The 19,585-nt window shown below is 52.6% G+C and carries 16 protein-coding genes; 3 read left to right on the top strand and 13 right to left on the bottom strand.

What is annotated here, in order from left to right:
• Positions 1-186: 186 nt before the first annotated feature.
• The 4 genes from ACT3TJ_RS10445 to ACT3TJ_RS10430 form a co-directional block, all read right to left on the bottom strand.
• Positions 187-1,992, bottom strand: a complete 1,806-nt coding sequence (locus ACT3TJ_RS10445) for an acyl-CoA dehydrogenase C-terminal domain-containing protein (RefSeq protein WP_444621909.1) — start codon at positions 1,990-1,992, stop codon at positions 187-189.
• Positions 1,993-2,223: 231 nt separating this feature from the next.
• Positions 2,224-2,991 carry an SDR family NAD(P)-dependent oxidoreductase gene (locus ACT3TJ_RS10440; protein WP_193054906.1) on the bottom strand — a complete coding sequence of 256 codons (768 nt, stop codon included), beginning with the start codon at positions 2,989-2,991 and terminating at the stop codon, positions 2,224-2,226.
• Positions 2,992-3,011: 20 nt separating this feature from the next.
• Entirely contained in the window at positions 3,012-4,616 is a 1,605-nt protein-coding gene (locus ACT3TJ_RS10435) for an AMP-binding protein (RefSeq protein WP_444665719.1), read from the bottom strand.
• A gap of 336 nt (positions 4,617-4,952) precedes the next feature.
• The gene (locus ACT3TJ_RS10430) at positions 4,953-5,525 is read right to left on the bottom strand and encodes a TetR/AcrR family transcriptional regulator (protein ID WP_444621910.1); all 573 of its coding nucleotides are present in this window, start codon (positions 5,523-5,525) and stop codon (positions 4,953-4,955) included.
• Positions 5,526-5,642: 117 nt separating this feature from the next.
• On the opposite strand from ACT3TJ_RS10430, the gene ACT3TJ_RS10425 reads away from it, so the two are divergent.
• A complete protein-coding gene (locus ACT3TJ_RS10425) occupies positions 5,643-6,830 on the top strand; it encodes an acetyl-CoA C-acyltransferase (protein WP_441678730.1) in 1,188 nt (395 codons plus the stop codon).
• 75 nt (positions 6,831-6,905) lie between these two features.
• On the opposite strand, the gene pstB is transcribed toward ACT3TJ_RS10425, so the two are convergent.
• The 5 genes from pstB to ACT3TJ_RS10400 form a co-directional block, all read right to left on the bottom strand.
• Entirely contained in the window at positions 6,906-7,709 is an 804-nt protein-coding gene (gene pstB, locus ACT3TJ_RS10420; protein WP_441678813.1) for a phosphate ABC transporter ATP-binding protein PstB, read from the bottom strand.
• 36 nt (positions 7,710-7,745) lie between these two features.
• Complete coding sequence (pstA, locus tag ACT3TJ_RS10415) at positions 7,746-9,104, bottom strand: phosphate ABC transporter permease PstA (protein ID WP_441678731.1); 1,359 nt, start codon at positions 9,102-9,104, stop codon at positions 7,746-7,748.
• 6 nt (positions 9,105-9,110) lie between these two features.
• Positions 9,111-10,490, bottom strand: a complete 1,380-nt coding sequence (gene pstC / locus ACT3TJ_RS10410; RefSeq protein WP_172117051.1) for a phosphate ABC transporter permease subunit PstC — start codon at positions 10,488-10,490, stop codon at positions 9,111-9,113.
• 107 nt (positions 10,491-10,597) lie between these two features.
• Entirely contained in the window at positions 10,598-11,608 is a 1,011-nt protein-coding gene (locus ACT3TJ_RS10405; RefSeq protein WP_172117052.1) for a substrate-binding domain-containing protein, read from the bottom strand.
• A gap of 179 nt (positions 11,609-11,787) precedes the next feature.
• Positions 11,788-12,975: a multidrug effflux MFS transporter gene (locus tag ACT3TJ_RS10400; protein ID WP_444621911.1), complete on the bottom strand. Its 1,188-nt coding sequence runs from the start codon at positions 12,973-12,975 to the stop codon at positions 11,788-11,790.
• 166 nt (positions 12,976-13,141) lie between these two features.
• On the opposite strand from ACT3TJ_RS10400, the gene ACT3TJ_RS10395 reads away from it, so the two are divergent.
• Together ACT3TJ_RS10395 and tal are read left to right on the top strand one after the other, a co-directional pair.
• Positions 13,142-14,806 carry a methyl-accepting chemotaxis protein gene (locus ACT3TJ_RS10395; RefSeq protein WP_193057120.1) on the top strand — a complete coding sequence of 555 codons (1,665 nt, stop codon included), beginning with the start codon at positions 13,142-13,144 and terminating at the stop codon, positions 14,804-14,806.
• Between the two features lie 26 nt (positions 14,807-14,832).
• Positions 14,833-15,771, top strand: a complete 939-nt coding sequence (gene tal, locus ACT3TJ_RS10390; protein ID WP_193057119.1) for a transaldolase — start codon at positions 14,833-14,835, stop codon at positions 15,769-15,771.
• Positions 15,772-15,868: 97 nt separating this feature from the next.
• Here tal and ACT3TJ_RS10385 read toward each other — a convergent pair whose 3' ends face one another.
• The 4 genes from ACT3TJ_RS10385 to ACT3TJ_RS10370 are packed head-to-tail and all read right to left on the bottom strand — an operon-like array spanning position 15,869 to position 19,569.
• Positions 15,869-16,387, bottom strand: coding sequence for an STAS domain-containing protein (locus ACT3TJ_RS10385; RefSeq protein ID WP_441678739.1), 519 nt, complete (start codon positions 16,385-16,387; stop codon positions 15,869-15,871).
• Complete coding sequence (locus ACT3TJ_RS10380; protein ID WP_444621912.1) at positions 16,377-17,567, bottom strand: PP2C family protein-serine/threonine phosphatase; 1,191 nt, start codon at positions 17,565-17,567, stop codon at positions 16,377-16,379. The genes ACT3TJ_RS10385 and ACT3TJ_RS10380 overlap by 11 nt, the downstream gene beginning before the upstream one ends.
• 8 nt (positions 17,568-17,575) lie before the next feature.
• Positions 17,576-18,400, bottom strand: coding sequence for an MlaA family lipoprotein (locus ACT3TJ_RS10375; protein WP_172117058.1), 825 nt, complete (start codon positions 18,398-18,400; stop codon positions 17,576-17,578).
• Between the two features lie 47 nt (positions 18,401-18,447).
• A complete protein-coding gene (locus ACT3TJ_RS10370; protein WP_172117059.1) occupies positions 18,448-19,569 on the bottom strand; it encodes a beta-ketoacyl-ACP synthase III in 1,122 nt (373 codons plus the stop codon).
• Between the last annotated feature and the right edge of the window lie 16 nt (positions 19,570-19,585).

The raw sequence follows: 19,585 nt of genomic DNA, 5'->3' as shown, positions 1-19,585 counted from the left end.
CGTACTTTACGGATTCGCCGGACGTTTGGCAAGCACTATCTTTAAAAAGATCCAGCGCCCTATAAAAAAAGCGGCAGGTCTGCTTGATGGATATGCTCCATAACAAGAGACTGCCGCAAACCACCGAACACAGTACTGATAAAAACGTTTGGCGAATAACCAAAGCGTGCCTGCACACACTACATGTTAGATCTCAAAGCCCAGACCAAAATCTTCGCTGGAGATAGCCATTAAGCTGCCAGCACCGACCTGGATCATCTGCGCATGCGCTTTCGTACGCGGCAGTAGCCGCTGATAGTAGAATCGCGCAGTATTAAGCTTGGCGGCATAAAACGCCTTATCATCACCTTCAAGCGCAACAGATGCTTGTTTAGCCGCTCGCGCAAACAGATAAGCAAGCGCGACATAGCCGGAATACATCAGGTAGTCGACACTTGCCGCCCCAACTTCCTCACGATCCTGCATCGCTTTCATGCCAACCCCCATCGTCAGCTCACCCCACTCTGCGTTGAGCTTAGACAGCGGCTTAACAAACTCTTTAAGCGCAGGGTTATCAGCCTCGGCTTTACAGAATTTATGAATCTCTTTGGTAAAGACCTTGAGCGACTCCCCTTGGCTCATCAGCACTTTTCGCCCCAACAGGTCGAGTGCCTGAATGCCGGTAGTGCCTTCATAGAGCCGCGTAATACGTGCATCACGCACTAACTGCTCCATTCCCCACTCTTTAATAAAGCCGTGACCACCAAAAATTTGTACGCCTTCATTAGTACTCTCAAAACCAACTTCCGTTAGGAACGCTTTAACGATCGGCGTAAGCAGTCCCAGCAAGGTTTCAGCACGCTCTTTTTCTTCACCAGGCTGACCAAGCTCAACGGTGTCCAGCAACTGGGCGGCGTAAAGCACCAGCATGCGCCCACCTTCGGCAAACGCTTTTTGCGTTAGCAGCATCCGGCGCACATCCGGATGAACGATAATCGGGTCGGCAGGTTTTTCGGGCGCCTGCTTGCCTGACAAACCACGCATCTGTAGGCGGTCACGGGCGTAATTCAACGAATTTTGAAAACTGGCTTCAGTGAGACCAAGCCCCTGGATACCCACGCCAAGGCGCGCAGCATTCATCATGGTAAACATGCACGCCAGGCCTTTATTAGGCGGCCCAACCAGATAACCAGTGGCACCATCAAAGTTCATAACGCACGTCGCGTTACCATGAATGCCCATTTTATGTTCTAGGGAGCCGCAGGTTACCCCATTGCGCTCACCGGGATTGCCATCCGCATTAGGTAAAAACTTAGGCACGACAAAGAGTGAAATACCTTTTGACCCTTCTGGCGCATCAGGCAGTTTGGCGAGCACCAGATGGACAATATTTTCGGCCAGATCATGCTCACCAGCGGAGATAAATATTTTGGTGCCGGTAATGGTATAAGCCTCCCCAGCGGCTGGCACGGCGCGAGTCTTGATTAACCCAAGATCGGTACCACAGTGAGGCTCTGTTAAGCACATGGTGCCCGTCCAAACGCCTTCCACCAGCTTGGTAAGATACGTCGCTTTCTGCTCGTCGGTGCCATGATGGCGCAGCGCGTCAGCGGCACCATGAGAAAGCCCTGGATACATACCCCAGGCTAAATTGGTCGCGCAGATCATTTCCGAAAGCACCATAGCAAGCGAAGGCGGCAACCCTTGCCCACCGTGCTCGGGATCAGCCGCCAGACTTGGCCAGCCGCCTTCTACGTACTGCTGGTACGCCTCCTTGAAGCCTTGAGGCGCTTTCACCTCACCGCCCTCTAGCACACAACCCTCTTCATCGCCGCTTTGATTAATTGGCAGGAGAACATCACGAGAAAAGCGCGCGCCCTCTTCCAGAATGGCGGCCACTACGTCGGGTGAAGCGTCATCACCTTCTGGCAATGCAGCGTAGTGAGTAGGGTAATCAAGCATTTCGTCCATGACGAAACGCATATCACGCAGAGGGGCCTGATAACTTGGCATAGCACTTCTCCTAAACGGGGAGTTGAAAGCAGCGCTGGATTTCAAAAAAACAGCTTTCAAACACATGTTTGAAAGCTAGCGCGCACCGCAAAGCGAGTCAAGCGAGCGTTTGAATTAAAGCCACATTAACGCTAGTCTTTTGGTCGAAGCATTGAGAATTGATCGGCTAAACGCAAAAAAACTCGCCAGCCGAATTGCTGGCGAGTTGATGTCTAAGCAACGGATGCGCTTTCACTGCATCCGAATACCACCGTCCAACCGAATCACCTCACCATTAAGCATGGAATTAACAATAATATGCTCGGCTAGCTGGGCAAACTCCTCTGCCCTGCCTAACCGCTTGGGAAAAGGAACAGAGGCGGCAAGCGCTTGGGCGGCTTCATCAGGTATGTCGCCCATCATCGGCGTTTCAAACACGCCCGGCGCAATCGCCATGACACGAATAGCATGCCGAGAAAGCTCTCTAGCGGCAGGCAAACTCATCCCCACTACGCCTGCTTTAGAGGCGCTGTAAGCGCACTGCCCCACTTGGCCATCGAAGGCGGCTATAGATGCCGTGTTAATAATCACGCCACGCTCGCCATCCTGATTGGGCGTGTTTTTTGCCATGGCCGCCGCTGCCAAGCGCATGACGTTGAAGGTGCCTACCAGATTGATATGGATTGTTTTGGCATAGGCATCCAGGTCAGCCGGATTGCCCTCCCGATCCACTAGCTTGGCCACGCTAATCACGCCAGCACAGTGAATAACACCCGCGAGCCCTTTTTCTTCGCTCAATTTGGCAGCGACCTCGAACGCCTGCTGCATCTGTTCTGAAGAGGTAATATCGGCCATACAGGCTTTTGCGCGCTCTCCTAGTTGGGCAGCATGACAGCGAATACTGTCTTTTACATCACACAGCACCACCTTGGCGCCAGCGGCCACTAACCGCTCAGCCGTTGCTGCGCCCAACCCAGACGCCGCCCCGGTAATTAAAAACGTGCTCTCCTTTACCTGCATAATGGCTCTCCCTGGATTGATTAATTGTTATGGCCGGCTTGTTCAACCGCTTGCGCACGTAGCTTGAAGCGTTGGATCTTGCCGCTAGGCGTTTTAGGCAACTCCTCGACGAATTCAATGACCCGAGGGAACGCATGGGCAGATAGACGTTCACGCACCTGCTGGCGAATCGCCTCAGCCAGCTCATTGCTTGGCTCGTATCCTTCGCGAAGCACAATATAGGACTTGATCACCTCGCCGCGAATTTCATCAGGCTGCCCGACCGCCGCAGATTCCGCCACGGCAGGATGCATCATGACACTATTCTCCACATCGGTAGGTCCTACCCGGTAGCCAGCGGTGGTAATGATGTCATCATCACGGCCTGCAAACTGGAACGAACCATCCTCATTACAGATCACTACATCGCCGGTCAGATAATAGCCTTTCACAAAGGGGTTTTTCTCTTGCCACGTATACCCTTGGAAAAAATGCGCCGGTGAATGTTCAATATCCACGGCCAATACGCCCGGCTCTCCCGCTGGCAACTCATTATACTCTGCATCCAGAATGGCCAGCCGATAGCCCGGCAAAGGTACGCCCATGCCACCTACATGCTTGGGGTGATCAAGGGTGTGATGATTGTTGCAGGTCATGCCCGTTTCGGTTTGCCCGTAGTGGTCCATCACTGAACAGCCAAGCGATTTTTCGACCCAGTTGACCACTTCAGTATTTAACCGCTCGCCTGCCGAGCTCGCAGCGCGCAGCGATAACGTTTGATAGGCATCATCGAACAACCCTGACGCCTTCATTAAACGATAGGCCGTGGGGGCTGCCGCAAAATTGGTGATCCGGTGACGTTTCATAAAGTCAAGCGCCCCTTCGGCACTAAACCCGGCTTCGCAGAAATGCGTGGTCACACCTAACAGCAGCGGTCCGGTAATGGCGTAGTAAAGGCCATACGCCCACCCAGGGTCCGCCATATTCCAGAAGCAGTCATCATCACGCAGGTCAACGGCAAGTTCCATATACAGCGCAAAGGCGGTCATTGCCGAAAGCGGCACGGCCACACCCTTGGGCTTGCCCACGGTACCCGAGGTGAACATTTGCAAAAAAGGCTGGGTAGGATCAAGGCGAGGCGGCTGGGTCGTCATCGACGCATGCGCCAAGGCAGCCTGCCAATCCAGATCATTTGGATGTTCGCGGCTCGCCCCTCCTACCGTCAGTATTGACGGGCACTGACTCAAGCCGTCAAATTTATCGCGGTTGGCGTGATCGGTGATCACCAGCTTGGTATCTGCCCGGCCTAAACGGTAATCCACTGCATCAGGCCCAAAGGCTGTAAATAGCGGCTGATACACACCACCTATCCGCCAGGTAGCCAGCACAGCTATCAGTAATGCCTCTGACCGAGGCAGCATACAGGCAATGCGGTCTCCCTCTTTTAGGCCTTGCGCCACCAACCAACCCGCCAGCTTGCCACTCTGTTCGTCCAGCTCGGCATACGTCAGGGTGTGCGTTACACCTTGGGTATCCTCATGAATCAGCGCCAGCACTTCTCCGCGCCCCGCTCGCACATGGCGTCCGCAGCACGCTTCAAAAGCATTGAGCTGGCCGTCCTGATAATCATCCAGACGGGCAACCATCTGGTCGATTGAGAAATGCTCAAGATAACCCGAATAATCGGGGAGTGGTGTCGCTGTCACGATGGCTCTCTTATGTTGTTGGTAATGAGCAGTCTTGCAACAGGCGGGGTAACGTTTTAAGTCATGCGTGCATTGCTTTCAGTTTACGTTAACGTAATCCCACAGATAACCTCAACGCTAAAAGCAATCCGCAGGAAGCGCAAGCTATCTACCGCATTAAAGGGTTATACGTTGGTCGAGGAAATACACAGACGAGTCGCTGGCAGCAAGTGCCTATTTACTACTGCTAGAAAAAAGCACTGAGGGCGTCTGGCTGGTTGCTTAAAAAAATAGCGCTTAGCGCGCCATGATCATCGCCACCAGCTCATCCGCAAGGTCATCTGGCGTACGTGGGCCACCTGGGTCATACCAGCGCACGGTCCAGTTCAAAGCGCCCAATATAAATCGCGAAACCAGAAAGCGATCCCCACGGATAAGCTTCGCTTCCAGTGCATCGTCTATAACCTGCACCCACAAGGCCTCATACGCATCGCGCAAATGGCTTAAGTGTGCGCTAGCGGCAGGGTCCAGGCGCCGCCATTCAAACAGGGCCACCACATGAGCATTGCGGTCGGTAAACAGCGTTTCCAGATGAGCACGTGCCATCGCGCGCAGCCGCGCTTCAGGGTCAGACGAGCAGCGCTCAATCGATTGACGAGCAATCATTAGCGCATTCTGCACTCCTTCCTCGATTACCGCAGCAAGGATTTCCTGTTTATCCTTGAAGTGATGAAACAGGCTGCCGGACTTGATCCCCATTTCCTGCGCCAGCATACGTACAGTGGTACGATCAAAGCCCTCCTGGACAAAGAGCTGAGCCGCTAAACGCGTCAATTCCTTGCGGCGCACAGATGCATTTATTACATTCATTTCACTCACACTAGCGCTTGCTTGGTTATCCACGAGAAAACCACAGCCCCGCCAACGGGTCAACGCATCGCTTATCGCCCAGCAGAATAATCACAATAAATCCTAAGGAGTTAGCTAATGAATACTGCAACCGATATCGTATTTCTATCCGCTGCACGCACCCCCATGGGAGGCATGATGGGCAGCTTATCGAGCATGAGCGCCCCTGAACTGGGCGCGGTTGCTATTCGTGCAGCGGTTCAACGTGCGGGCATTGAGCCCGATGCCATTGATGAAGGCATTATGGGCTGCGTGCTTCCGGGGGGCGTCAAACAAGGCCCTGCTCGCCAAGCCATGCGTCAGGCCGGCATACCCGATGCGTGCGGCGCAATGACGATTAACAAGCTATGCGGTTCAGGCATGAAGGCCACCATGCTCGCCCACGACGTAATTAAAGCGGGTAGCGGGCAAATTCTACTGGCGGGGGGCATGGAGTCCATGTCCAACGCCCCCTACGTGCTGACCAAAGCCCGCGGCGGTTATCGGTTAGGCCACGGCGAACTCAAAGACCACATGTTTTTGGATGGTCTTGAGGATGCTGAAACGGGCACATTAATGGGCGTTTTCGCTCAGGATATCGCTTCACGGCGAGGCTACACACGGGAGCGTTTGGATGATTTTGCCATTGCCTCGCTCGAGCGCGCTATCGCGGCTTCCAACGGTGGGCAACTGGATGCTGAAATGGCGCCCGTCACCGTATCTACGCGCCAAGGCGACACGCTTATTGAACATGATGAACAACCGTTTCAAGCCAAACTCGACAAAATTCGCCACATGCGACCAGCCTTTTCTAAAGACGGCACCATCACTGCAGCAAACGCCAGCTCTATCTCCGATGGCGCTTCAGCGCTTATTGTGGCAAGCGCAGAAGCAGCCGAACGCCACGGCGTGAAGCCATTAGCCAGAATGCTGGGGCATGCAACCCACGCTCGCCACCCCAGCGAGTTTACGATTGCCCCGGTAGGCGCCATAGAAAGCCTGATGAAAAAGCTTGGCTGGAGCGTCGGCGACGTCGATTTATTTGAGATTAACGAAGCCTTTGCCGTGGTGACGCTAATGGCAATGGACGATCTTGGCTTACCTCACAGCAAGGTCAATATTTTTGGTGGCGCCTGCGCCCAAGGGCACCCTGTTGGCTCTACCGGTTCACGCATCATTGCCACGCTTATTCATGCCCTACGTACTCAAGGCAGCAAACGTGGCATTGCCAGCCTGTGTATTGGTGGCGGCGAGGCCACAGCGGTTGCCGTTGAGCTTATCGACTGACATAAACGACGCGGGGCCAACGCTTTGCAGCGTTAGCCCCGCGTCTTCCTATCACTCACGCCAGGAAGTTGTTGCTTATCCAAACCGCCCGGTAATGTAGTCGTGAGTACGCTGATCCTGAGGGTTAGTGAATATCTGATCAGTGCTATCCACTTCGACCAGGTCGCCCATATGGAAGAACGCAGTGCGGTCTGCCACTCGAGCGGCCTGCTGCATATTGTGAGTCACCATAACGATGGTATAGCTCTCACTTAACTCATCAATCAGCTGCTCCACTTTGGCCGTGGCAATCGGGTCAAGTGCAGAGCACGGCTCATCCATCAAAATGACATCCGGACTTACCGCGACCGTCCGTGCAATACACAAACGCTGCTGCTGACCACCTGACAACCCGGTACCTGGCTGATCAAGACGGTCTTTTACCTCTTCCCAAAGCCCTGCGCGGCGCAGGCTGCTTTCTACAATATCGTCAAGCTCGGCCTTACGCCGAGCCAAGCCGTGCAAGCGCGGCCCATATGCAATATTTTCGTAGATGGATTTCGGGAAGGGGTTCGGCTTTTGGAACACAATCCCCACCTGAGCGCGCAGCAATACTACATCACGGTTAGCCGCATAAATATCGTTTTTATCTAATGTAATTTTGCCTTCAACACGACAGATATCGATGGTGTCGTTCATGCGGTTTAAGCAGCGTAAAAATGTCGATTTACCGCAACCGGAAGGCCCAATAAAGGCCAGCACTTCGTTTTCGTAGATATCCAGGTCAATACCGTTAATTGCCTGAGAGTCACCGTAAAACACCTTAACGGCTTCGGCACTCATTTTGACCTTGTCTTTCGCCTTGCTGGTGCGGCTTTCACCGCCCCCGACGCTAACCATGGGAGTTGTTGTCATCGGCTCTGTTGAAGTATTCACTTACCACCTCGTCTCGAATTTTTTACGCAACCAAATCGCCAATGCATTCAAGCTTAACATTAGTCCCAGCAATACAATGATGGCCGCAGACGTGCGTGCTTCGAAGAAATTACGCAGCTCATTGCCTTGCCATAGATAAATCTGTACTGGCAGCGCGGTTGATTGATCCAACGGTGTTGCTGGCACACTCGCGACAAACGCGTTCATACCGATCAGAAGCAAGGGCGCTGTTTCCCCCAATGCTTGAGCAACACCCAAAATAGAGCCTGTCAAAATACCGGGAAGCGCCAAGGGCAGTACGTGGTGAAATACCGTCTGCACTCGCGATGCCCCGATCCCCAACGCCGCTTGACGAATAGAGGGCGGAATGGAGCGTAACGATGCCCGCGTAGCGATAATAATGGTCGGTAATGTCATCAACGTAAGCACCAGCCCCCCTACCAGGGGCGCTGAAATAGGCAATCTTAAATAGCCAATAAAGATAGATGCGCCCAGCAAACCGAACACAATGGAAGGAACCGCTGCCAGGTTATTGATATTGATTTCAATTAGATCGGTTAAGCGATTCTTGGGCGCAAACTCTTCCAGATAAATAGCGCTTGATACCCCTAACGGCACAGACAGCGCGATGACGATGATCATCATAAACAGCGAACCCATAAAGGCACCGGCCAGGCCCGCTGATGCCAAAGAGCTGCGTGAGTCAGTATTTAAAAATAACGAGGTACTAAACGCGTTACGAATGACGCCAGAGGCTTCAAGCTCGTCAGCCCAGGCGCGCGTTTGAGCACTTAGCTGTTGGCGTGCATCCGGCAAATCACGATCAATATTGCCTTTGATCCAGACATCCACGTTCGCACTCGCCAGCATCTTGAGTTCGACGGTTTGCCCCAACAGCGAAGGATCTTCAATAAACCGATCACGCAACGCGTAGCGCTCGCCAGAGGTGACAAGCGCACGCAGATCACGTAACTGCGGCCCCTCTACCTCTACCCCCAACGCCTCTTCCAGTGCGTTATCAATTAAGGATTGCCAATTGGCCAGCCCTGCTTGTGTTTCCCACTGTAAAAAACGCTCTTCAAACTCAAACTGGCTCTCGCCACTAGCGCGTTCAGGCTTGGGCTCAAGCTGGATAACCTCAGGGTCGAAATACACATCCATGTACATGGTGGCTTGCCAAAATGCCGGCACACCACGCATTAGAATGCTGATAAACAGGATGGCGACCAGCACCATACCGGTAATAACAGCGACAAGTCCCATCCGCCGAAAGCTGTTTTCTTTACGATGCCGTTTCGCCAGCGACTTTTCTATCGTCATCAGCCGGTGTTGCCGGCGCTGCTCAATCGTTATGGACATAGTCACTTACTCGTATTGCTGGCGATATTTACGCACGACAACCAGTGCGATGACGTTTAGGCCTAAGGTGATCACAAACAGGGTAAGACCGAGGGCAAACGCAACCAGGGACTGGGGGCTTGCAAAATCCATATCCCCGGTCAACTGGTTAACAATCGTTACGGTAATAGTCGATACCGCCTCGAAAGGGTTGGCATGCAGTACAGGGTTATTACCAGCGGCCAATACCACAATCATGGTTTCCCCAATCGCGCGGCTAGCTGCCAGCAAAAAAGCACCCACAATGCCGGGAAGCGCAGCGGGCAATACCACCTGTCGAATCGTTTCAGACTTGGTGGCGCCCAAACCTAATGCACCATCCCTCAGCGACTTAGGCACTTGGGTAATAATGTCGTCAGACAGCGAGGAGACAAAAGGAATGATCATGATCCCCATGACCAGGCCCGCTGTTATCGCGCTGGTTGTGCGAATATTAATGCCAATCAGATCACCAAAAGCGGAGAGAAAGGGGCCCACAACCATCAGCGCGAAAAAGCCATAAACAATGGTCGGGATACCCGCCAAAATCTCAATCACCGGCTTGGCCACATTGCGCAACCAGGGCGGCGCGTACTCTGCCATGTAGATTGCGGTCATTAACCCAACAGGAATCGCTACCAACAGTGCAATGCCACTGACCATTATGGTGCCCCAGAGGAGGGGTAATAAACCAAACTCCCCTTGGTCAGAGGTACCAGAGGTGCTAAATCGAGGGTTCCAGGTAGTGCCAAAGAAGAAGTCGACGGGACTAATAAAACTAAAGAACTTCATTGCCTCGCCCAGCATGGAGAGCACAATGCCAATCGTTGTAAATATAGCGACAGCCGAGCTTGCGGCTAGCGCAAACATAATAACCCGTTCAACCTGGTTACGGGCGCGCCACTGGGGCGTGATACGCCGCCGTGCAATGACCAGGCCCGCCACAGATAGCACGGCGACTAATGCCACCAGGCTAAAATTTTCAAACGTTTGAAGCCTTGCCATATGTGCCGCAGCGGCCCACTCTTCAGGACTACCACCACCCGCTACGCCACGTTCGTTTGCCAAGGCAGTTACACGATCCAGAAACGTTTGCATTTCACGGTCGCTCATACTGGCAACCATGTCAGTAGGCAACTGCTGAATAACCAGCATGTCGATTAACTGAGGGGCTAAAAATGACCATAACAAAAATATAGCGAGTGCAGGCAAGCCGCACCAAAGCGCCACAAGCGTACCGTAATAGCCCGGCCGCGAATGCATTCGTACATCTTGAGTTGCCGCAACCGCACGGCTGCGCGTCAAGCCTAAATGGTATGCCAAGGCCATCAACACCAACAGCGTGGCTATCAAGGCAAAGTTGCTCATTATCTTTCCGCCTTTGACTTGCTACGTTTAAGCGCCAGCATCAACTGCATGATGCTGGCGCAAAAACAAACTTAATAAGGTACACCGAATCTGAAGCAGTGCCGCACTTAGTCGACGCTTACGACCGTACGGGATTCGAACTGCTCAAGCACTTGGCTACGCTCGCTCTCATCCATCGGGATCAGACCAGCGTCTTCCAGCGGGCTGCCATAGCCAGAGGTCATTTCGTTCAGGAAGAACTCCGTGTATTCCGCCAGGCCAGGAATCACGTCAATGTGCTCGCCCTTTACGTAGAAGAACAGCGGACGAGAAACCGGATACTCACCAGAGCCAATCGTTTCCAGGCTAGGTGTTACACCATCAACGGTCGCCACTTGCAAGCGGTCACGGTTTTGATCGTAGAAGCTAAGGCCGAAGACACCTACTGCATCTTCCTGAGCATCCAGGCGCGCCAGGGTTTCGGTGTAATCGCCGGCAATTTCAACGATACGGCCATCGCCACGCAGGTTGATGCAAGCATCGCCTTCTACTTCAGCAACAGTGTCACAACCCGGGTGAACGACTTTCTCTTCAAAGACTTCACGCGTACCGTGGTTGGAAGCCGGGATAACCAGTACGATTTCCTGGTCAGGCAGGTTGCTGTCGATTTCAGACCAGCGGGTGTAGGGGTTATCAACCAGTTCGCCGTTTTGCGGCAGTTGAGCAGCCGCCGCTTTGAAAACATGCTCAGGCGTTAGGGCAAACTCGCCACGATCAAGGCGCGAGGCAAATACAATGCCGTCGTAGCCGAATTGGATTTCAATAATTTCGTTAACACCGTTTTCGGCACAGCTCTCAACCTCACCGCTACGAATTGAGCGAGAAGCGTTAGCGATATCAATGGTGTTTTCACCAACGCCCTGGCAGAACTGACGAAGGCCGCCACTTGAACCACCAGAACCAACTACCGGCGTATTAAACTGAGAATACGTATTACCAAACTCTTCAGCCACGATACCTGCAAACGGCAGTACAGTAGAAGAGCCCGCAATTTGGATTGTGTCGCGAGCCATGGCAGCGCTTGAAACACCTACCGCTAGACCGGCTACTACTGCAACACTTAGCGTATGCTTTTTCACGTCGTGTTCCCCTCTGGTTTGATATCCGGCCAGCTGATGCTTACCGGAAGAGTTGGCCTTCTGGCCTTTCACAAAAGAGAGTTTGCACACGTATCATTGCAGAAATATGACAATCTCTAAATCGTTAAATACGCAAAACGTCGTATAGCAAATGAGAACACTACGACAGGATAAAACGACTAGCGACTCTGTTCTGAATTGTCGGTCAGCATCCGCACGCCAATATTGCCCAACAATGACGCCCCCAGCATGGTCAATACCATGGGCCACAGGTGGGCGACTTCAAACGCCCCGACCAGCACCCCGGCAAGTGCGCCACAGCTAAACTGGATGCCACCCAGCAACGCCGTAGCGGTTGCACTGATATGCCCAAAGTGGTCCAGCAGTGACGAGATGGCATTCGGAGTGATCAAGCCAATCATGCCGGTAAATACCATCACCAGAGGCACAACGGTATATAGCGTGACCATATCCAGCGCTGTAACGATCACCAAGCCCAAGCCCGCGACCATCTGGATCATTAACCCCAGGCGCAGGTTTTGTTGGGGTGTGCGTTGACGCAGCATATAAATATTAACGCGGTTGGAGAGCGCAATAACAACGACGTTAACCCCGAAAATCAGCGGATACATCCCCGGAGAGAGACCAAAATAATCAAGATAGACAAAGGGCGATGCTGTTACAAAGGCGAAAAGACCGGCAAAAGAGGCGGCCACTGCACAGATATACCCCATGCCTTCTTTATGCCGCAGCACGCTTACATAATTGCCGAGCACCTGACGAGGCGACGCTGCAGGCAGTGTCATATCACGGGTTTCGGGTAACCGCGTCCCCAGCAGCCAAAGCAAAAAACCGGCATATGCCGCAAGAAAAACAAAAATCAGCCACCAGCCTGCCACATGCAGCAGCATACTCCCCACCGCCGGTGCCACCAGGGGAGCCAACATCATGATCATGGCCATGGTCGACATCACTTTGGCAGCCTCTCGGCCGCTAAAGCAGTCGCGTACAATGGCGGCAGAGTTTACCACGCAGGCTCCGCCACCCAGCGCCTGGATAAATCGCCAAAACAAAAGCGAGTTGAGGCTATCAGCCGTGGTAATCATCAGGCTTGCCAGCATAAATACGACTAAACCACCCATGAGTACCGGCTTGCGTCCTACCCGGTCAGATAGCGGTCCAAAGACAAGTTGGCCAATGGCAAAACCAAACAGGAACACACTAATCGAAAGCTCCGCGTGATGAATGCTGGCATTAACGGATTCCGCTAACACGCCAATCGCGGGCAAATAGGCGTCAATCGCAAAAGGGGCAAGCGCTGTGTTGGCAGCAACCAACAAAGCAACCCGTCGTGGGTTAAGTTCCATAGGACTCCCTGAATTAATTAGCCACCATCAAGCACGGCAGCAATCGATAGGCCGCTAATAGTAACGCGGTGATGAAAATTAAGCACCGCAGCCCCGAAAAACTGAAACATAAACTGCTTAGCCTAGGATTCATAAGCCTTTTCCAAGACCAACTCATGGAAACACTATGAATTTTAGAGCGCTGAAAAATATCCCACTACGCTGGCTAAGCCTATCCGCCTTACTGCTTGTAGCACTGTGTGTGCTCATGTTTGCCCTACTGACATGGAAAATGATGCAGCAGAGCCAGAACGATTTAGCGCTTCTTGAACAGGTTAATGTTCAACAGTCGTCATCGCTAAACCGGCTTCATATAGCGGGCCTTGAGGGGTTGCACCGTTTGGACAGAGCGCTTGAACGCCAATTGCGCCCCTCGCTAGGAGACCCGACAGAGGCGCTTCAAGCGGTCGAAAATGAGCTCTCTGAAATGGCAGTAGCACTGGCAACGTTTTTGGAAGCAACCGCTGAAACACCTCACCCGACACTTCGAGACGCTATAGAGCAGCAGGCAACAGCGCTTATTGGCACGATGAATGAACAATTAAACGCCGTTCAGACAGGTGACCGCGGCGGCTACCGGCAATTGACGCTTGATGCGTTAGCACATAGCCAAGCCCTAACCGAAGAGGCACGTAGCTTTTATCAACTGGCTGACCGTCAGGGTACAGAGCTAATGACTAACGCTCAACGCCGCGGTCAGTTGATTGGTCAATTGCTGTCAGGAGGCATTGCTATTGCCTTGGCACTGCTAGGTTTAATGGCCTGGATTGGACAGCGTCATGTTCTATTACCTATTAACCGCTTGGTCGCACACTTTCGTACAATGGCCGAGGGTGATTTAAGCGTTAAGGTCCCGGCTCAAGGCAATAATGAAATAGGCCAGCTCTACCAAGAGCTGGATAATATGCAGCGTGCACTCATTGAAACCGTTTCAGAGCTTCATAGTAATAGCCGCCATATTTTCGATAGCGCTCAACGCCTGGCGCTAGGCAATGAAGACCTTGCTATCCGAACGCGCCAGCAAAACGCATCCCACGAAACGACCGCGGCTAACCTGGATGAGCTGACAGAGAACGTTGCCACCACCGCTGGTTTTGCCGCCGATGCAACCCAGCTAACGTCTACGGCGGCATTACAAACCCAAGACGGTAGCCAGATAATGACCAACTTCCTGACCACCATGGAGGAGATTCACGCACGCTCAAAAGAAGTCGATGAGATTGTTAACGTTATTGATTCCATCGCTTTTCAAACCAATATTCTTGCGTTAAACGCCTCTGTAGAGGCCGCTCGCGCTGGCGAACAAGGCCGAGGCTTTGCCGTAGTGGCGGGCGAAGTACGCCAACTAGCCTCACGAAGCGCTGAAGCTGCGCGCCAAATCCAAACCTTGCTTGCCGCATCAGGCAACAGTATTGAGCGTGGCCATACCTTATCCAACAAGGCCAGCCACGGCATGAACGCGATTGTTGAAACGACCGAACAGGCCAATAGCATCATGCTTCAGATCGCTGATGCGGCTAATGAGCAGCACCGCCACATTGAACATCTGAATTCAACACTGCACGAACAGACCCAGGTGAATAGGGCCAATACCAAGCAGGTTGAAGCTACTGCTCAGGATGCAATGTCGCTTGAAGCCGCTGCAGAAAGGATGCGTGAACAAGCCGCACGCTTTAAAATCGGAGAGATATCCAGCGATGATTTTATTTGGCAAGCCTCTCCGCCAACACCTGACTTATCCAATACCCCCACATCGGATAATATTCAGCGAGCGCCTGCCTTGCTACAGTAAAGGACTAACGACGCAAGGAGTAATGAATGGCCACTAGCCTGCTAACACAGCTTAAAGAAATGACCTCGGTAGTCGCCGATACCGGCGACCTTGAAGCCATCCGACGTTTTGCGCCACAAGATGCAACGACGAACCCTTCGCTCATCCTACAAGCCGCTCAGCAAGAGCAGCGCCGCGCCCACTTGGCCGCTATTGCCAAGGAAAGCAAGGATATTGATGATGCGGTTGACCGCGTGGCTGTCGAGATTGGCAGTGAAATTAGTGAACTGGTGCCCGGCTACGTATCCACCGAAGTAAGTGCTCGGCTTTCATTTGACCGTGATGCCACTATTGCGCGCGCGCATTCATTGATTGAGCGGTACGCCCAAAAGGGCGTGGGTCCTGAGCGCATACTAATCAAGATGGCCTCCACTTGGGAGGGTATTCAGGCAGCGCAGCAGCTTGAGCGTGAAGGCATCCGTACCAACCTCACGCTGCTGTTTGGTTTTGCTCAGGCTCAAGCATGTGCCGATGCAGGCGTCACTTTGATTTCGCCGTTTGTCGGGCGCATCCTCGATTGGCATAAATCTCGTCAGCCTGAAGCCGATTTTAACGGTAACAATGACCCAGGCGTACAGTCTGTCAAACAGATTTACAGCTACTACAAGGGCCATAACTACGCCACCATCGTAATGGGCGCAAGCTTTCGTAATATCGGCGAGATTATATCTCTGGCAGGCTGTGACCGTCTGACCATTTCGCCCAAGTTGCTTACCGAGTTGGATGAACAGCAGGGTGAACTAACTCGCCAGCTAACGCCGATGGGCGCGAGTAGCTCAGCGGACGAGCCATTAACGCAAAGCGATTTCCGTTGGGCCATGAATGAAGATGAAATGGCGTCTGATAAACTAGCGGAAGGTATTCGCAAATTTATGGCCGACCAGCGTGAGCTGGAAACATTGCTCGGCACACTGCGAAAGTCATAAGTTATTAAATTGCGCCACGCTTAAACGACACCCCCCACAAAAGTGGGGGGGGGTTGTCAGTCGTCGGAGCCTCCCTTTCTTTATCAGGGAGGCTTTTTTAATGGTGGGGTTCTGTATTCTGCGCTTCCAACATCTCAACCAACGGCTGGAACTGCTCGCGATTATGCTCATTCATGTGCATTAAAATACGATGCGCTTCAAGAATTCGCTCGCGCAGCCCATCTTCATCCGCAGGCTCTTCAGGCAGCTCAACAAGCGCATCGCTAAGCGCTGGCGGCTGTTGAAGCGGCGCCTCCATCAAGGTAAAAAAACGCGCAAAGCCCATAACATCGAGCATTTTACGAACATCAGGATTATCCGCAATGATAGTAGGCGGGTGGGCCAAGCGCCCTTTTACAGCCATCGCCACCTTTGCAAGAAAACCCAATGCCGTTGAATCGACATTGGTCGCTTCACGCAAGTCAATCATTACCGCACGTAACCCAGGCGTTTCAGCCAGATGTTGTGCCTGGGTATCCAGCGTGGCACAAAGCGTTAACCGCACATCGCCACAGAGTTTTAAGACAAAAACACCGGACTCGAACGCCGCTTTAATACGGCCTTCATCAATCAGCATGACCAAATCCGCTCACCATCATGATTGTTAGATCATCGGGTAAAGCACCGCGTTCCTGGTTCGCCTCACCCGTCTCCCCTGCTGCCAGCAGGACACTTGTTTTGGCTAGCCGTTCGCGCAACTGCTCAAGCGTGACACTTTCGCTTACTAATTGCTCAAGCTCCTTGAGCCGCGTGTCGAGCGTTTTACCCGGCAAGCATTCCAATACACCATCTGAACACAGCCATAATCGAAATTCGGCCGGCAAGGCACAGCTCAGCGAAGGATACTCTATATCGGGGAAAAGGCCTACTGGCATCCCCTCTCCTTCAAGCCGGGAGAGCTTACCGCCCGCAACCAAAAAAGGCATCGGTAGCTGTGCACCGAGCGAATAGTGAAGAGTATGAGAGTGATGGTCAATAACACCTACAAACAACGTTGCATGTTTACCGATATCGGTCCCCTGCAACTCTCGATTCATAGCGGCCAACCAGTCCGGCGCCAAGCACTCGGGCTTGTGGCCGTCCCACTCATTTAGCCAACGGTTGCATAAATACTTTAACAGCACGGTCACAAACGCCGAGGATGCGCCGTGCCCAGAAACGTCTGCAAAATAAAACGCACTGTAACGGTCGTTGTAACGCTGATAATCCAGAAAGTCGCCGGATAGATAAAGCGAGGGCGCAAACCAATAATCATAGTAAACGCCGTTCACCACCTTGGGGTGAGCAGGCAATAACCGACGCTGAATATGCCCCCCACTTTGCTGGTCCATGCGCAGCAGCGCCAGATGTGTCTCCAGGCTCTCGTTTAATTCAGCGAGTCTTTCTCTATCACGGTCTCGCTCAATGGCTAACTCATTGAGCTCAATAGCCTTACGAATCATTCGTCGCAGCAGTTCAGCATGGCGTAGAGGATGAACGATATAGTCCACCAACCCTATGTCAATCGCCTTGATCAGGTCCGCATCCTGACGTGAGTCGCTTACCACCAACGTGGGTAAGCGACGCGTCAACTGCGACCACTGCTGCTGAGGCACCGAGTGCGCATGCGCAACAATCAAAGCGGTTTCTGCTGGAAGATAGTCGATATTATCTGCAGCATATACGCCCATACCATCACACGTGATGGCTTCTGCCAGCGCATCGCGCTCCGGACCGGGCGCGTCAATTACCGCAACCAGTTGCCTGGAATGATCCATATCAAGCCTCAATCGGCGAAATCGTCGTCACTAGCATCGCTGTCGTCGAAATCACTGTCATTGAAATCGCTGTCGTTAAAGTCAAAATCATCCATTGCAAACGGGTCATCGCCTAACTCGCCGTCACTAATTTCAAACTGGCGGCTCTGCAAATAAGCGTCGCGCACAAAGCTGTAGCGATCACCACTAATCAAGTTTTCCCGATCAAGTAACGCGGCGCGTCGGTCAATAATATTGAGCGCGCTTAATACAAGCTCGGTGGTGTTATCATCCACGTAAACGATGGGGTAGGTCATGATATCAGCAGGCCGACCCGTAGCATCACGTAACGTACTGGGCCCCAAAAACGGCAAGACAAGGTAGCGTGAGTCATCCCACCCCCAGGCCGCCAGCGTTTGCCCGAAATCCTCGTCGCTTGCGTTAATCTCCATCAACGTCGCGTAATCAAGCAACCCACCGATACCCACCGTTGTGTTGATCAAAAAACGGGATGTTGCCAACCCAGCGTTCGCCGGTTTTCCTTGAAGAAGACTATTTATGGCCGTACGAATTTCTCCAAGGTTGGAGAAAAAGTTGCTGACACCGGTTTGTACAGGGCTCGGCGTAATCGTGCGATACCCTTGGGCTACCGGCTTCAACGTATACTGATCAACGACATCGTTAAAGGCAAAAACGCGGCGATTAAAGCCCTCCCACGGATCATCCGGATTCGCATCTTGAGCCATTTGCGTGCTGGCACAACCGCTAGCCGCCATGGTGATAAGCAGCACAGCTGGTAGGGCTGCGTTACGCAGTGAAAAAGTGGTGGCTTGCCTGGCTAACAACCGCAGCATGGTTATTCCTCTTCAAAAACTAACGTACTGTCACTGACGTCGTACTGTTACTGACGTCGAACTACGACGCACCCTGCGCTGTAGCCTGCTCCAAAGGAGCAAATCACACCAATGTCGCCCTCCACCATATCCTCATGATGTAAATGAAAGGCAATAATGGAACCAGCGGAGCTTGTGTTTGCATAGCGGTCTAAAATGATGGGCGCTTGCGCCTCACTGGGCTCAAAACCCAATACCCTGCGAGCGATAAGATCGTTCATATGGCGGTTAGCCTGATGCAGCCACATTTTTTTGAGATCACTTCCCGATAGCTCCAACGAGGTCAAGTGATCTGTAATCAACTGGGCTACCATGGGACACACTTCTTTGAAAACTCGCCGCCCTTCTTGCACAAAGAGCTTATCAATTGCTAACGGATCACTGTCCGTCACACGGTTTAAAAAGCCGGCATTATTGCGAATGGCATTGGAAAACCGGGTAACAAGCCGCGTACCTATAATTTCAAAGCGCTCATCGGCCACTGCATCGACACTGTTTTCCAGGACCACAGCGGTGCAAGCATCGCCGAAAATAAAGTGGCTGTCACGGTCTCGAAAGTTTAAATGTGCCGAACAGATTTCCGGGTTCACTACCAGGGCGCGCTTAATACTGCCGGACGCAATAGCATTAGCGGCCGATTCAAGGGCGAACGTAGCAGAGCTGCAAGCCACGTTCATATCAAATCCATAACCCTTGGCACCCAGCATCTGCTGCACTTCTACCGCTAACGCAGGATAGGCACGCTCCATATTGGAGCAAGCCACAATCACCAGTTCGATGTCACCAGGTGCTACCTGGGCCTTTTCCAGCGCTTGGCGTGCGGCAGAGACGGCCATGTCACACTGAATAGAGGGCTCGTCATTTTGACGTAATGGCAGCCGAGGACACATCCGCTCAGGATCTAAAATACCTGAAGCATCCAATACGTAACGACTTTTAATACCAGAGGCTTTTTCGATGAACTCACTGCTGGAGTGGGCTAGCGGCTCACGCTCACCCCGTGCAATCGCATCCGCATGACACGCATTTTCGTTATCCACCCACGTATTAAATGCAGCCACCAGCGCCGCATTATCAATGGCGTGTTCCGGTGTATAAAGCCCTGTCCCGGTTATCACCACGTTTGTCATGCCTATCTCCTCTAAG

It is taken from the genome of Halomonas sp. AOP30-A1-24 (assembly GCF_052378165.1).
Classification (GTDB): Bacteria; Pseudomonadota; Gammaproteobacteria; order Pseudomonadales; family Halomonadaceae; genus Vreelandella; species Vreelandella citrativorans.
The sequence above is the reverse complement of the archived record's forward strand: the minus strand, read 5'-3'. Positions and strand labels throughout refer to the sequence as shown.